The 14,206-nt window shown below is 66.7% G+C and carries 13 protein-coding genes; 5 read left to right on the top strand and 8 right to left on the bottom strand.

Annotated features, from left to right (window positions below):
• The 3 genes from KW832_RS20040 to KW832_RS20050 are packed head-to-tail and all read right to left on the bottom strand — an operon-like array spanning position 1 to position 5,476.
• Positions 1-2,724 (bottom strand): ligase-associated DNA damage response DEXH box helicase, encoded by a 2,724-nt coding sequence (locus tag KW832_RS20040; RefSeq protein WP_218301372.1) that lies wholly within the window; start codon positions 2,722-2,724, stop codon positions 1-3.
• The gene (locus KW832_RS20045; RefSeq protein WP_218301371.1) at positions 2,721-4,418 is read right to left on the bottom strand and encodes an ATP-dependent DNA ligase; all 1,698 of its coding nucleotides are present in this window, start codon (positions 4,416-4,418) and stop codon (positions 2,721-2,723) included. Before KW832_RS20045 ends, KW832_RS20040 begins: the two co-directional genes overlap by 4 nt.
• Positions 4,415-5,476 (bottom strand): ligase-associated DNA damage response exonuclease, encoded by a 1,062-nt coding sequence (locus tag KW832_RS20050; RefSeq protein WP_218301370.1) that lies wholly within the window; start codon positions 5,474-5,476, stop codon positions 4,415-4,417. The genes KW832_RS20045 and KW832_RS20050 overlap by 4 nt, the downstream gene beginning before the upstream one ends.
• Before the next feature lie 236 nt (positions 5,477-5,712).
• On the opposite strand from KW832_RS20050, the gene KW832_RS20055 reads away from it, so the two are divergent.
• The 3 genes from KW832_RS20055 (at position 5,713) to KW832_RS20065 (ending at position 8,516) form a co-directional block, all read left to right on the top strand.
• The gene (locus KW832_RS20055; RefSeq protein ID WP_176887722.1) at positions 5,713-6,195 is read left to right on the top strand and encodes a GNAT family N-acetyltransferase; all 483 of its coding nucleotides are present in this window, start codon (positions 5,713-5,715) and stop codon (positions 6,193-6,195) included.
• 34 nt (positions 6,196-6,229) lie between these two features.
• Complete coding sequence (locus KW832_RS20060; protein ID WP_218301369.1) at positions 6,230-6,760, top strand: BON domain-containing protein; 531 nt, start codon at positions 6,230-6,232, stop codon at positions 6,758-6,760.
• 169 nt (positions 6,761-6,929) lie between these two features.
• Positions 6,930-8,516: an ABC transporter substrate-binding protein gene (locus tag KW832_RS20065; RefSeq protein ID WP_218301368.1), complete on the top strand. Its 1,587-nt coding sequence runs from the start codon at positions 6,930-6,932 to the stop codon at positions 8,514-8,516.
• Between the two features lie 52 nt (positions 8,517-8,568).
• On the opposite strand, the gene KW832_RS20070 is transcribed toward KW832_RS20065, so the two are convergent.
• The 3 genes from KW832_RS20070 to KW832_RS20080 all read right to left on the bottom strand — a co-directional run bounded on the left by KW832_RS20070 (position 8,569) and on the right by KW832_RS20080 (position 11,892).
• Positions 8,569-10,704: a hypothetical protein gene (locus KW832_RS20070; protein ID WP_304505084.1), complete on the bottom strand. Its 2,136-nt coding sequence runs from the start codon at positions 10,702-10,704 to the stop codon at positions 8,569-8,571.
• A gap of 139 nt (positions 10,705-10,843) precedes the next feature.
• Complete coding sequence (locus KW832_RS20075) at positions 10,844-11,167, bottom strand: YnfA family protein (RefSeq protein WP_218301367.1); 324 nt, start codon at positions 11,165-11,167, stop codon at positions 10,844-10,846.
• Complete coding sequence (locus tag KW832_RS20080; RefSeq protein WP_218301366.1) at positions 11,167-11,892, bottom strand: helix-turn-helix transcriptional regulator; 726 nt, start codon at positions 11,890-11,892, stop codon at positions 11,167-11,169. The genes KW832_RS20075 and KW832_RS20080 overlap by 1 nt, the downstream gene beginning before the upstream one ends.
• Before the next feature lie 78 nt (positions 11,893-11,970).
• On the opposite strand from KW832_RS20080, the gene KW832_RS20085 reads away from it, so the two are divergent.
• Positions 11,971-12,315, top strand: coding sequence for an NIPSNAP family protein (locus KW832_RS20085; RefSeq protein WP_010465174.1), 345 nt, complete (start codon positions 11,971-11,973; stop codon positions 12,313-12,315).
• A complete protein-coding gene (locus KW832_RS20090; protein WP_055396150.1) occupies positions 12,312-12,656 on the top strand; it encodes an antibiotic biosynthesis monooxygenase in 345 nt (114 codons plus the stop codon). Before KW832_RS20085 ends, KW832_RS20090 begins: the two co-directional genes overlap by 4 nt.
• A gap of 185 nt (positions 12,657-12,841) precedes the next feature.
• On the opposite strand, the gene KW832_RS20095 is transcribed toward KW832_RS20090, so the two are convergent.
• Both KW832_RS20095 and KW832_RS20100 read right to left on the bottom strand, forming a co-directional pair.
• Positions 12,842-13,591, bottom strand: coding sequence for a hypothetical protein (locus KW832_RS20095; RefSeq protein ID WP_218301365.1), 750 nt, complete (start codon positions 13,589-13,591; stop codon positions 12,842-12,844).
• Between the two features lie 28 nt (positions 13,592-13,619).
• Positions 13,620-14,177, bottom strand: a complete 558-nt coding sequence (locus KW832_RS20100) for a GNAT family N-acetyltransferase (protein ID WP_218301364.1) — start codon at positions 14,175-14,177, stop codon at positions 13,620-13,622.
• Positions 14,178-14,206 lie beyond the last annotated feature (29 nt).

Consider the following 14,206-nt stretch of genomic DNA (forward strand, 5'->3'; position numbering starts at 1 on the left):
TCAGAATCCGTGGCGTCTGCGGGCGCGACGAGGGCTGTCCCCGGCCGGGTCTCGGCGCGTGCGCCGTGCCGAGGTCGCGGAGCCTTCAGGGAGGTCCCACGCCATGTCCGTGGATTGCACAGGGTGCTGCGCCAGGTGGGTGCCCGTGGTGGCGTCGGCCGCCTGCTCCAGCGCTTGCACCATGCGCGCCAGCCGGTCGGCCAGGGTCTCGGTGCTCAGGCGCTCGCGAAAGCGCTCCACCATCAGCGGCAGGGCAAACGGGGTGGGGCGCGTGAGGGCATGGATGGACAGGGTCTGCGCCTGCATGCCGCGCAGCGTTCGGGCCAGTCGCTCCATGTCCAGCTCGTTCGCCAGCAGCTCGGCACGGGCCTGGGCCAGCAGCAGGTTGTCGGGGTCGTACTGCGCAAACACGTCGTAATAGAGCGACGACGAGGCCTGCAGCTGGCGGCTGCTGCGCTGCTCGCCGGGGTGGCTCTGGAAGATCAGGCCCGCAATGCGCGCGATCTCGCGAAAGCGCCTGCGCGCCATTTCGGTGGCGTTCAGGCTGGCCAGCACTTCATCTTCGAGCCCGCTACCGATGGTGGTGTACGTGCCTTCGCCGATCAGGCGCGGCAGTAGCGCGGGCCAGTCCACGGGCTTGGCCGACAGCAGCTCCAGCCCGTAGTCATTGACCGCGATGGAGAAGGTGTTGGGCACCTGCTGCGACGCGCGCCAGCCCAGCAGCCCGGCCAGGCCCAGGTGCACCAGGCGGCCTGCCAGTGGGTACAGGTACAGGTGCCAGCCCTCGCGCGTGTGCAGGGTCTCGGCCACCAGGCGACTGGGTGTGGGCAGGGCCGACCAGGCCTGCTGCAGCTCCAGCAGTGGCTGGGCGCAGCGCATCTCGGGCGTGGTGAACTTGCCGCGCTCCGCCTGCGCCAGCTGTTCCAGCATCGCATCGGCCAGCGTGTTCGACAGCGGCATGCGCCCGCCGCTCCAGCGCGGTAGCGCAGCGCTGCCCTTGGGGGCGATGCGCACATAGGCCGTCATCTGCTGAGTGCGCACCAGCTCCAGCAGGCGGCCCGCGAACATGAACACATCGCCCTTGCGCAACCGGGCGATGAAGCTCTCTTCCACCGACCCCAGGCGCCCGCCGCTCACAAACTGCACCTGCATGCTGGCATCACTCACGATGGTGCCGATGTTGCTGCGGTGGCGGCGCGCCAGGCGCGCATCGGGCACGCGCCAGATACCCTCGTCGTCGGGCACCACGCGGTGAAAGTCCGGGTAGGTGGCCAGCGATGCGCCGCCCTGGCGCACGAACTGCAGCGCCCACTGCCAGTCGTTGTCGGCCAAGGCCGCGTAGGCGGGTGCGCGGCGCACCTCGGCCAGCAGCGCGTCGGGCACAAAGCCGCCGCCGAGCGCCACGGTGACTAGGTGCTGCACCAGCACGTCAAGCGGCGCACGCGGCGTGTGCCGGTCTTCAATGCGGCCCTGCGCCAGTGCGTGGCGCGCAGCGGCTGCCTCCACCAGCTCCAGGCTGTGCGTGGGCACCAGCGTGATGCTGGAGCTGCGCCCCGGCGCATGGCCCGAGCGGCCTGCACGCTGCACCAGCCGCGCCACGCCCTTGGCCGAACCGATTTGCAGCACCTGCTCCACCGGCAAAAAGTCCACGCCCAGGTCCAGGCTGGAGGTGCAAACCACGGCCTTGAGCTGCCCGGCCTTCAGGCCTCGCTCCACCCAGTCGCGCACCTCATGCCCCAGCGACCCATGGTGCAGTGCGATGGTGCCGGCCCAGTCGGGCCGTGCCTCCAGCAGCGCCTGGTACCAGCGCTCCGCCTGAGACCGGGTGTTGGTGAACACCAAGGTGGACGCTGCCGCTTCGATCGACCGCACCACCTGCGGCAGCAGGCTCAGCCCCATGTGGCCCGCCCACGCAAAGCGGTCGGCACGCGCGGGCAGCATCACCTGCACCTCCAGCCGCTTGTCGATGCGGCCTTGCACCAGCACGGCGGGCGGTGGCTGTGGCGCTTCCGCCGTGCTGGGCAAGGGCTGGGGCAGCAAGGTGTGCAGGGCCTCCTCCAGGTTGCCCAGCGTGGCCGACATACCCCACACCTGCAGCGCCGGGTTCCAGCCCGACAGGCGCGCCAGCGCCAGTTGCACCTGCACGCCGCGCTTGTTGCCCACCAGTTCGTGCCATTCGTCCACCACCACCAGGCGCACGCTGGCCAGGCGCTCACGCGCATCGGCGCGGGCCAGCAGCAGCGACACGCTTTCGGGCGTGGTCACCAGCAGCGTGGGCAGACGGCGGTCTTGCGCGGCGCGTTCGCCGCTGGCGGTGTCGCCGGTGCGCAGGCCGCTGGTCCAGGTGGGGGCCAGTTCGGGCAGCGGTGCCTGCAGGGCGCGCAGCGAATCGGCAGCGAGTGCACGCATGGGCGTGATCCACAGCACGGTGAGCGGTGGTGCCGCAGCGCGGCGCGTGCGCAAGGCGGTGCGGGCGGTGGGGGCTTCTTCAGTCGCCGGTGCAGTACCGGCCCGCACCAGATGCCGCAGCGCGCCCAGCCACACCGCATAGGTCTTACCCGCGCCCGTGGTGGCGTGCAGCAGGCCCGAGCGGCCCTCGCCCATCGCGCGCCACACGTCTTGCTGGAAGCCGAAGGGCTGCCACCCGCGCGCCGCCATCCAGGCGGCTGCGGCACTCGGTGCCACCGGGGGAAGGGGCTTGCGCGGGCGGCGTGTCGTGCTCATGCGGCCGCGTCCTGCCCAGGCAGCAGTGCCATCAGCGTTTGCAAGGTATCGGCCTCGGCCACGGGTTTGTCTTGCCGCCAGCGCAGCATGCGCGGAAAGCGCACCGCAATGCCGCTCTTGTGGCGTGGGCTGCGCGCAATGCCTTCGAAGCCCAGCTCAAACACCAGCGTCGCGTCCACGCTGCGCACAGGCCCGAAGCTCTCGCGCGTGGTCTTGCGGATGATGGCATCCACCTGCGCAATCTCGGCGTCCGTCAGGCCCGAATAGGCCTTGGCAAAAGGCACCAGTTGCCGGTCCGGGTCGTCCTGCGGCCCGGTCCACACGGCAAAGGTGTAGTCGGTGTAGAGGCTTGCGCGGCGGCCGTGGCCGCGCTGGGCGTAGATGAGCACCGCGTCCACGCTCATGGGGTCGATCTTCCACTTCCACCACACGCCCACATCCTTGGTGCGGCCCACGCCGTACTGCGCGCTGCGGTGCTTGAGCATGAAGCCCTCGGTGCCCATGCTGCGCGCGGCCTCGCGCTGGCGTGCCAGGTCTTGCCAGTCGGCGCCATGCAGCAACTCGCTCAGGCGCAGGGCCTTGTGGGGCGGGGGGGCGATGGCGGTGTCATTGGGCGGCTGCAGCGTGGCCTCCAGCAGCGTGCGGCGGGCCTGTTGCGGCTCTTGGCGCAGGTCCTGCCCGGCGTGTTCGAGCAGGTCGTAGGCCACCAGCGCCACAGGCAGCTCGCGCAGCAGCTTGGGGGTCAGCGTCTTGCGACCCAGGCGCTTTTGCAGGTCGGCAAAGGGGCGGGGCTGGGGCTCGCCCGGCAGCCACACCAGGATCTCGCCATCGACCACTGTGCCGTCAGGGAGCTGCTCCATCGCGGCCTCGGCCAGTTCGGGGAAGCGGTCGGTCACCAGCTCTTCGCCGCGTGACCAGATCCACACCGCACCGCCCCGGCGCACGATCTGCGCGCGGATGCCGTCCCACTTCCATTCCACCAGCCAGTCACCTGGCGTGCCCAGCAGTGCGGGCATCTCGGCCACGGGCTGGTTGAACGGGTGGGCCAGGAAGAACGGGTAGGGCTGGCCTGCATCGGCAGCATCCTGCGTACTGGCATCGTCGTCCACCGGCGCGATCAGCGCCTGGTAGTCGCTGGCCTGGGGCTGCCGGCCGATCTGCGTGTAGCCCATCAGCCGGTGCGCGATGCGCTTGGGGTCCAGCGCGCTCACCGTGGCCAGCGCTTGCGTCACCTGCAGGCGCGACACTCCTACGCGGAAGTTGCCGGTGATGAGCTTGAAGTACACAAAGCGCTGCTCGGGCGCCAGCATGTTCCATTGCGTGCGCAGACGGGTATCGGCGTCACCCTGCGGCAGGGCGCGCAGGGGCAGCAGCTGGGCCATCCATTCGGCCAGTGTCAGTTCGGTGGGCTGGGCGGGCGGGGGCAGCAGCAGCGCCAGCGTTTCGGCCAGGTCGCCCACGGCCTGGTAGCTTTCTTCAAACAGCCACTCGGGCAGGCCCGCAGCCTCTTGCGCCAGCGCCTTCAGGCGCTTGGTCGGCACCATCTGGCGGGGTTTGCCGCCTGCGAGAAAGTAGGTGGCCCAGGCCGCATCGGCAGGCGGCACCACGCGCAGGTAGGCCACCAGCGCCGCGAGCTTGGCCGACTGTGCGGTGGTGGCGTCGAGCGCCTGGAATAGCTGGGCAAAGGCCTTCATGCCTTCGCCTTGGGTGCGGGTTCGCTGCTTGGCTCGGGCGCAGCCCCTGCATCGTCCTCGTTGTCATCGGCGCCGTATTCGGTGGCGAACACCTGGGCGTCCAGCCCCTGCTCGCGCAGCCAGCGCACCATCACGGCCGTGCTGCCGTGCGTCACGATGACGCGCTCCGCGCCCGTGGCGCCAATGGCTTTTTGCAAGCTGGGCCAGTCGGCGTGGTCGCTCATCACAAAGCCCCGGTCCACGCCCCGGCGTCGGCGTGCGCCGCGCACCAGCATCCAGCCGCTGGCAAACGCGTCAGAAAAATCACCAAAGCGCTTGAGCCAAGGGGTGCCAGCGGCCGAGGGCGGCGCCAGCACCAGCGCGCGTTTCAGGTCGGCCTTGGTGAGGCCCGTGTCCGTCACGCGCAGCGTGGGCGGCAGGTCCACTCCCGCCGCGCGGTACACGGCGTTGAGCGGCTCCACCGCGCCATGCACCACGATGGGCCCGATGCTGGCGTCCACCCCATGCAGCAGCCGCTGCGTCTTGCCGAAGGCATACGCATACAGCACGCTGGCCTTGCCCGCCGCTGCGTTCGCCGCCCACCAGGCATTAATGTCGGCAAACAGCGCGGGCTGCGACGGCCATCGGTAGATCGGCAGGCCGAAGGTCGATTCGGTGATGAAGGTGTGGCAGCGCACCGGCTCGAACGGCGGGCAGGTGCCGTCGTCTTCGAGCTTGTAGTCGCCCGAGGCCACCCACACCTGGCTGCCATGTTCGACGCGCACCTGGGCCGAGCCCAGCACATGCCCGGCCGGGTGCAGCGACACGCGCACGCCATGGTGGTCGATGGCCTCGCCGTAGGCCAGCGTCTGCAGTGCGATGTCCGCCCCCAGCCGGTTGCGCAGCGTGCCCGCGCTGTCGTGGTGCGCCAGGTAGTGCGCCGAGCCCATGCGTGCGTGGTCTGAATGGGCATGCGTGATCACGGCCCGCTCCACCGGCCGCCAGGGGTCGATGTAGAAATTGCCCTGCGGGCAATACAGGCCTTCGGAGCGGTGGACGATCAGGTCGCTTGCGTGCATGGTCAGGACATCGTAGGCGGCGGGCCAAAGCCGGGGCGCGGGCTGGGGATTGCGTGACGACGCTTCATGACTAAAATTTGAATAAAAATGGCTGCTAGCGCTTATATGATGAGTGCTGGCAGCTATAAATATGTGAGCAATTGCGCTGGACGTGATTCATTCCGTCAGCGCGGTCAACGCCTCGTCCCATCATCTTGTGCAGCTTCACCCTGTCTGCAGGCCAACACCGCTTTTGTATGCGCACCGAAATCGCCCGCCCGTCAGACGCCGTTGCCATTGCTGCCGTGTTGCGCGAGGCCGCGCAGTGGTTGGTCGATCAAAAAATTCCGCTCTGGCTCGTGTCTGATTTCACAGATGACAGCGTGCAGCGTGATGTGGATGGCGGGTTGTATGTGGTCGCCAAAGCGAGCGAAGCTGTAGTTGGTGTGGTGCGCTTCCAGCGCGAAGACCCAGTCTTCTGGCCGGACGCTGAACCGGGCACCTCCGCGTTCTTGCACAAGCTGGCCGTGCGGCGTGCTTGGGCGGGGCAGGGGGTATCTACGGCACTGCTGGCATTTGGGTGCCAGCACGCAGGCAGCCTGGGCCTGCGCTATCTGCGGCTGGACTGCGTGGCCGACCGGCAACCGCTGCGAAGGCTGTATGAGGGCTTTGGTTTTACCCTGAACGACTGTGTGCGCAAAGGCAGCAGAGAGTTTGCGCGGTACCAGATCGTGCTGTAGCCGCGCTGTGACCATCTTCAGGAAGGAACGATTCATGCGCCGTGTTTGTGTGTTCCGCCGGTTCGTCATGGCGTTGTTGGTGGCCGTCGCCATGGCCCCATTCCTGACCACTGCCCAGGTGGCTGGCAACCCCGCCCCGCGCACCAATGCCTTCAACGACCCCTTTGTGCAGGTCACCAGCGCCATCCCGGCTTGCCCCGTGCCTGAAGGCCCGCTCTACACCGAGGCCGAGGTGCGCGAGCTGGCGCATGTGCGATCGCAACACGGCGGCAGCTGCCACCGCGTGGGGCGCTGCCGCCTGCCCAACTCGTACCTGTACGACGCCGAGATCATCCCGCGCGTGCAGCGCTACATCCAGCAGGATGGCCGTTTTGACGACACCAGCGTGTGGGTGTTGGGCGAGCGGCGGCTGGTGACACTGATGGGTTGTGTGCGGTCGCAGGCGCAGGCTGAGGCGCTGGAGAAAGCCGTGTGGCTGGTGGACGACGTGATGGGGGTGATCAACCTGCTGCAGGTGGGCGTTGAGCGCGATGGCGTGCGCTACCCGGTGCGGTCAGTGCCGTAGCCGGTGCACCGGCCTGCCACGGCCCTTTTATCCCAGCCGCACCCGGCGCGCAATCGGTCCCGACACGGGGCTTGCATCGCCGGTGCCACACATGGCGCGTGGGGGCTTGGGCTGGCCTGTTTCCTGCTGCATATTGCCGTTTCTCCTATTTCATCAAGGAAATTTCGCCATGCAATTCAAGCGTTCCCTGCTTGCGGCCGCTACCCTGGCCCTGGCAACCGTTGCTCCCACCGCGTCGGCAAAACCGTTCAAGTGGGCAGGCTCCAGCGACATCCAGACCATGGACATCCATTCGCAAAACAGCGCCCTGGGCAATGGCATCCATGCGGCTGTGTATGAGTCGCTGGTGATGTTCAACAGCCGCACGCTCAAGGTCGAGCCACTGCTGGCCACCTCGTGGCAGCAGGTCAGCCCCACGCAGCTGCGCGTGAAGCTGCGCCAGGGGGTGAAGTTCAGCGACGGCTCGGCCATGACGGCCGATGACGTGGTCTATTCGCTGCAGCGCGCGATGAGCAAGACCTCCACCTACTCTATCTACACCCAGGGCATGGACCGCATCGCCAAGGTGGACGGCGAGACCATTGACATCTTCCTGAAGAACCCCAACCCGGTGATACTGAACCAGCTCACCGAGCTGCGCGTGATGAGCAAGGCCTGGGCCGAGAAGTACAACTCGGTCGAGCCCAAGGACATCAAGGCCAAGGACGAGACCTATTCGCATCGCAATGCCATGGGCACCGGCCCCTTCGTGCTCAAGGAATGGGTGCCCGACCAGAAGATCGTGTTCGCGGCCAACCCCCACTGGTGGAATGCAGGCAAGGCCGAAGGCAACGTCACGGAGATCACCTACACCCCCATCAAGTCCGAAGCCACGCGCATCGCCGCGCTGCTGTCGGGCGAGGTGGACATGGTGCGCGACACCAGCATTCAGGATCTCGCCCGCATCAAGGCCAACCCCGCCCTCAAGGTCATGGAGATGGTGGAGAACCGCACCGTGTACCTCGCCATGGACCAGTTCCGCGAAGAGCTGGTGGGCAGCAACATCAAGGGCAAGAACCCGCTCAAGGACCTGCGCGTGCGCAAGGCGCTCTACCAGGCCATCGACAGCGCCACGCTGCAGCGCGTGACCATGCGCGGCATGTCCAAACCCACCGGAGCCATCGTGTCGCCGCTGGTCAATGGCTGGACGGAAGCCGTGGACAAGCGCCTGCCCTTTGACGCCAATGCCGCGAAGGCCTTGCTGGCCGAGGCAGGCTACAAAGACGGCTTCGAGGTGGACTTTGCCTGCAGCAACAACGCCATCGTGCAGGACGAAGAGCTGTGCCAGGCGATCACCTCCATGTGGTCGCGCATTGGCGTGAAGGCCAAGCTGCGCACGCTGCCAGCAGTCACCTACTACCCCATGGCACAGCGGCACGAGGCCAGCATTGCGCTGCTCAGCTGGGGTGTGCCTACATTCGATGCGCTGTACACCCTGCAGTCACTCGTCCGCACCAAGACCACGGGCGGCGACGGCAACTACAACCTGGGCCGCTACACCAATGAACGCATGGACTACATCGTGGACCGTGTGAAGACCGAAACCGACCTGCCCGTGCGAAACCGCCTGCTCACCGAAGGCCTGCAGCTGCAGAACGACACCGTGGCACACATCCCCCTGCACAACCAGATGCTGGCCTGGGCCATGAAGAAAAACGTGGAGCTGGTACAGCGGCCGGACAACCGGATTGACTGGCGTTTGATCAAGGTGAACTGACGGGCAGGGGGGCGAAAGGCCGTCCGCTGACGGACGGCCTTTCGCGGCGCGCTCACGCTGGCAGATTCAGCCGCAGCACGCTGTTTTCACTGCCCACGTACAGGCTGTTGGCATCCGGGCCTGGGCTGATGAATTTCACTATGTTCAGGCTGGCGGGCAAGGAGCCCAGGCGTACGCCGCCGGGCGTCGGGTCGGCCTGCCCGGCCACCAGCTCCAAGCCCTTGGCAACGGTCCAGCGGTACACGGCGCAGGCGTTGGAGATGATGAACACCTCGCCGGGCCGACCAGGCAGGGTGCAGAGCTTGTGGTAGTGCATCGAATACGCATCGGTTCCACTTACCGGGGGCAGGGCAAAGGACTGGCGCGTAGTGCCTTCCAGGCGCACCAGTTCGGGCACGTGGTGCTGCACGCCCTTGCGGTCCGCGGTCAGCACGGGCCGGTTGCACAGCACCCACGACACGGGCGAGTTGCCACCCTCGAAGGCGAGGTCCGTCACGTCCATGTGCCAGGGGCGTTGATCCAGCAGGGGGTAGTTGTCGGGAGAGTGGATGAGTTGCGGGTCGCCCACCACCACTTGCACCTGCCCCGCAGCGCTGATGGTGCCGATCAGCGAGACGCCGGAGTTTTTGAAGGGCATCCAACTAAGCGGAATTGGGCGGACCCGCGTGGCAAACCACAGCAGGCCGGTTGTGTCGGCCCGCAGCGCGGACAAGCCCAGGTCGTTGGACGGGCTCATGCTGTCCAGGAGACTGCTCTTGGCCCAAGGCTCCCAGGCCGTGCCGGCCCCGCCCCTGGGTGCGCGCAGCAGTGTCTTGGTGTCCTGGTCGTAGGTCACGAGGTAGCCATATGCGCTGGACAACAGCCGAAAGCTGGAAGGGTAGGTGACAGGCATCGAAGTCACTTGGCCCGCCGGTGTGACCGTGCGCAGCGGCGTAGGGACCGACTGCGGCGGCGTACCGGGCAATCGGATCTGAGCCCCCACTGCCACATACAGCGGGCCCGATGCTTCCGAGGTGGCGTGGGCACCCCGCTCAAAGTCAAATCGCGCCCCGTCGCCACTGCTGTCCGCGTGTCCGCGTTGGTCGGCCAGGCCGACCCAAGGTTGCGGCACAGCGGTCGGTGTTTTCACCCTGTCCAGCACCAAGAGCACGCCGGGGCTCTCGATGGAGGATTCGTCCAGAGGGCCCCGCCACGCATGCGCCACCAAGTGTCCGGTGAGGGGGTTGGACACCGCCGCATCCACCCGCCCTGGCAGGTGCCAGACGTCCGTGCGCGTGCCATCCAGCGCGTAGTGGGCCATCGTGTTGAACGCAGCGTCAAAGCCCCAGTACATGTCGATGCTGCCTTTGACGGGCGCGAAGGGTTCGGCGTGGGCCACACTTCTCCAGTTGTTCGGCAGGACTTCCCAGAAGTCTGGGCCTGACGGGGCCCTCGCCAGTTCCGCCCATTGCACGCGGTTGTTCTGAAAATCATCGGTAAACCTGCGCACTGCCCCAGTGGGGGATACGATCAAGCGGCTGTTATTGGGCACTGGCAGCAAGGAAACCACGGTTCCATCGGAGGCCAAAGTTCGCAGCGTGTAGTTGGTGGCGCCAGCATCGCGGTCCAGAAAGTACACCAGCCCATCGCCCGCCAGCAGCGGGTTCCCGAACCAGAGGATCTGCGCCGCAGGGCCTTTGCCATCCTGCATGGTGGTGGCGTTGGGTTGGCCTGCCAGCGTCACCAGCGTTTCATTGTCGAAGAACGAAACCACAGTGCTGGAATCGCCCACCGCAGCATGGGCGATCACGTACCGGTCTTGCGCATCAAAGACCCCGAAATTCACGGGCACCTGTTGGTTGAACGCAAAGTACGACAGCGTACCTTCTGGGGTGATCCTTCCTACTTTTTGTTCACGGCCGTACCTGCCAACGAACCAAAGATCGCCCTTGCTGTTGAAGGCATGTCCCGCCATCACTGGGGGCAAACGTGCATCGGCCAACGCGCCAGACAGAAAACCTGAGCCGCCCAATGCGCCCGCCATCAAACTGAGCGAGGCTGGCCCCGGCGCGGGACCGGGCGGTGGGGCTGGCGCGGGGGCAACCTCTCCCCCGCCACCGCCGCAGGCCGACAAACCAGAGGCCGTCATCCACAGGGCAAAGTGGCGGCGAGTGAGGGCAGAGGAAACCTTCTCGGTCGAAGTGCGCATGGACAGTCTTGTGAAAGTTGAGAAATCACTGCTTATAAAACACCGATGTAGCAGATGTGGAGGTTGTTACCAGGAGTTGCAGTGACGCGCGTGCCAGCTGTGAGCACCGAGCACTGCGGGCACGCAGAGTGCGCGGGCGTTAGCGCGCGGGCTGCAGCATGATGATCGCCATGCCCGCCAGCGCGACCAGCACCCCCACCACATCCCAGGGCGTGGGCCGGATGCCATCGACCACCCACAACCAGGCCAGCGCCGCGCCGATATAGACCCCGCCATAGGCCGCATACACGCGCCCCGCGCCTGCGGTGTCATGCAGCGTGAGCAGCCACGCGAACAGGGCGAGGCTCAGCGCTGCAGGGAGCAGCAGCCACATCGGTTTGCCCTGTTTGAGCCACAGCCAGGGCAGGTAGCAACCCACAATTTCAGCCAGGGCGGTGGCGATGAAGAGCAACAAGGTCTTCATCATTGTTCGGGGCCGCGAATGGCGGTGGATGGTGGTGTCTCTGGGCTGGTTGCCAGCCACTGGCGCAGCGCCAGTTCGCCCTTGGCGGTGAAGTGCACGACGCGCGAGCCCTGTGCCCGGTGCGCCCATCCGCCGTCGAACAGGCGTTGCAGCAACGCAGCGCCCAGCGCGCCGCCCAGATGGTGGCGGCGCTCGCTCCAGTCCAGGCAAGGGCGGCACAGCATGCGCCGCTGCTGCGCCAGTGCCGTGGTGTCAATGTCCACCTGGGCAAACCACTGCGCGCCTGCGGGCGTCACCGCTGCACCCTGGGGCGTGGCGTCCAGCAGCCCCTGGCGCACCAGGGCTTCGTAGAACTGCACGCCCACTTCGCCGGCCAGGTGGTCGTAGCACATGCGCGCGCGGCGCAACGCGGGCTCCCGGGGGCTTGCGCGCAGGCGCACGGCACCGGCGCGGAAGGCCACGTTCATGAGCGATTCCAGCAGGTGCGCCACATCGCGATCAGCCAGCCGGAAGTAGCGGTGGCGGCCCTGGTGCTCGACGGTCAGCAGGCCCGCATCGAGCAGCTTGGCCAGGTGGGCACTGATGGTCTGCTTGGTCACGCCTGCCACCGCCGCCAGTTCGGTGGCCGTGAGTGCGCGGTCGGCCATCAGGGCCGTGAGGACTTCGGCGCGCGCGCTGTCGCCAATGAGCGCGGCAATGCGCGCGATGTGGGGGCCATCTTTCATGGTTCGATCTTGGGCGAACCATCGAAGGACGTCAACCGCCTATCGTGAAGCCCTGTCCACCAACGACGTCTGAACACCATGATCACCTGCTTTATCCGCTACGACATCGACCCCTTCCAGCGCGAGCTGTTCGCCGAATACGCGCGCCGCTGGGGCCAGATCATCCCGCGCTGCGGGGGCCACCTGATCGGCTATTTTTTGCCGCACGAGGGCAGCAACTACGAGGCCTGGGGGCTCATCGGCTTTGAGTCGCTGGCTGCCTACGAGGCCTACCGCGCCCGCCTGCGCTCCGACCCCGAAGGCCGTGCCAACTTCGCCATGGCGCAGGAAAAGCGCTTCATCCTGCGCGAGGAGCGCACGTTCACGCAGGGCGTGGAAGGCACGCTGGACCTGCCCGCACACCCACTGGAGATCAGCGCATGATGGCCGTCATTTTCGAGGTACAGCCCGCTCCGGGCCAGCAGGACGCTTATCTGGGCGCTGCCGCTGCGTTGCGGCCTTTGCTGGAGCAGATCGACGGGTTTATCTCTATCGAACGGTTCGAGAGCCTCAGTGCTCCCGGCAAACTGCTGTCGCTTTCGTTCTGGCGTGACGAGGAGGCAGTGGCGCAATGGCGCCAGATGGAAGCCCACCGCGCCACGCAGAAAGCCGGCCGCGAGCGGATCTTCGACAACTACCGCCTGCGCGTCGCCGCCGTGGTGCGCGACTACGGCATGCACGACCGCAATCAGGCTCCCGCAGATTCACGATCAGTGCACACCTGACGGGAGCCTGCGCTCCCGGCTACGACGGCCGTGCTGCCGGGCAAGCCTCGCCATGGCCGCGTTTCGAACTGTGGTGGTCTGCACCAGCGCAGGAGAAAGGGGGTTGCCACCCAGATTTGCTGCCGGGTCAGCACCCACCGGCGGCGGATGCGGAGACGGGAGAGATCCGCAGGAGGGGCAAGCCTTCAGCAAGGGGACACAGCGCCACTCATGCTGCCCTGGCACAGGTGCAGGCTGACCCGCGCCCGGTTCAACAGCAGATCGCACAGCCACGCGTACACCAGCGCGATGTATGCCAGCTGCGCCCAGCCCACGTAGCTGCCGAACACGACGGTGTGCAGCCAGTTCTGGCCCCAAAGGTAGATGGCGCTGCTTGCCAGCGTGGCCAGAAGGAGGGTTGCGGTGGCCGGCACCAGCGATACCCCACGGGCGCCGTGGGGTCGCCGCCATGCGGCCAGGCCCAGCAGGGCGAATGCCAGGGCATTGGCACCGCTGAAGATGCGCAATTCGCGCAACAGCTTTTCGGCCGTGTCCATGTAGGCGCTGCGGATCAGCGCATCGAGCTGGGCCTGCATCTGCTGTGCGGTGCCAATCTGCAGTTCCAGCCGTTGTTGCCGCCGTTTGCGGCACTCGCACGCCGGAATCCCCATCTCGGCCGCAATGGCCGCGACCCGGGCGGGCAGGCCCGCAGACAGCGCCTTGCGCGCGGCGTCGATCTCCTGCTCCTTGCCGCGCAAGAAGACCCGCGCCTGGGCGCTCAGAAAGCGTTCGTCCAGGGCCCGGAGCTTTTCGCCCGTCTTGTGCTCGATCTGCTGGCGGATCAGCTCGCGCGCACCGTGTTCAATCCAGGTAGGTTGCAGCAGCGATACCATGAGCAACCCGCCGAAGGCGGCGCTGCCCAGCAGGGACAGCAGGAGTACGAAAGAGCGAAACAAGGTGGAGATCTCCGATGTTCAGTGCAGCTTAGCTCTGCGCAGACCGCACGTCGGCACATCCACTTTCGAGTACCAGCCGGCCCAGTGCGGGCTCCGTGAGCCGGTAGCTCAGCCGTTCGGCCACGCGCTCGGCACCCAGGCTTTCGTAGAACAGGATCCCCCGGGAGTTTGAAGCCTTCACAGGCCAGTCGATGCGGCGGCAGCCGTGTTCCATGGCATATCGGGCGAGCCCGTGCATGAGCGCCCGGCCCGCGCCCTGGCTTCTTGCGGCCGAACTTACATACAACTCTTTGAGCTGGCAGTGTCTGCGCTGGTCCTCTGCAAATTCGACCAACGAATACACCAGCGAGAACGCCGCCAGGCCCACCACAACGCCATCGCTGCGCGAAGCCACCAGCAAACGCTGGGCGGAGCCGGGCGCCAAGAGGTTCTGGCGAAGATGCTCCATCACCACCTGCCGAGGGGGTGTGGCGCCTTGGTTGTAGAAGGCGTGCAGTTCGCACAGCAGGTCGACCAGTGATGCATGCTGGTGTTCGGCGACCAGCTCAATACGAAAGCGGTGTTTTGTGGGATGGAGGGCCTGCATATGGTTTTCTCACCAGGAAGCGTCTGCAA

The organism is Acidovorax sp. sif0632 (genome assembly GCF_019218805.1).
Lineage (GTDB): Bacteria > Pseudomonadota > Gammaproteobacteria > Burkholderiales > Burkholderiaceae_C > Acidovorax > Acidovorax facilis.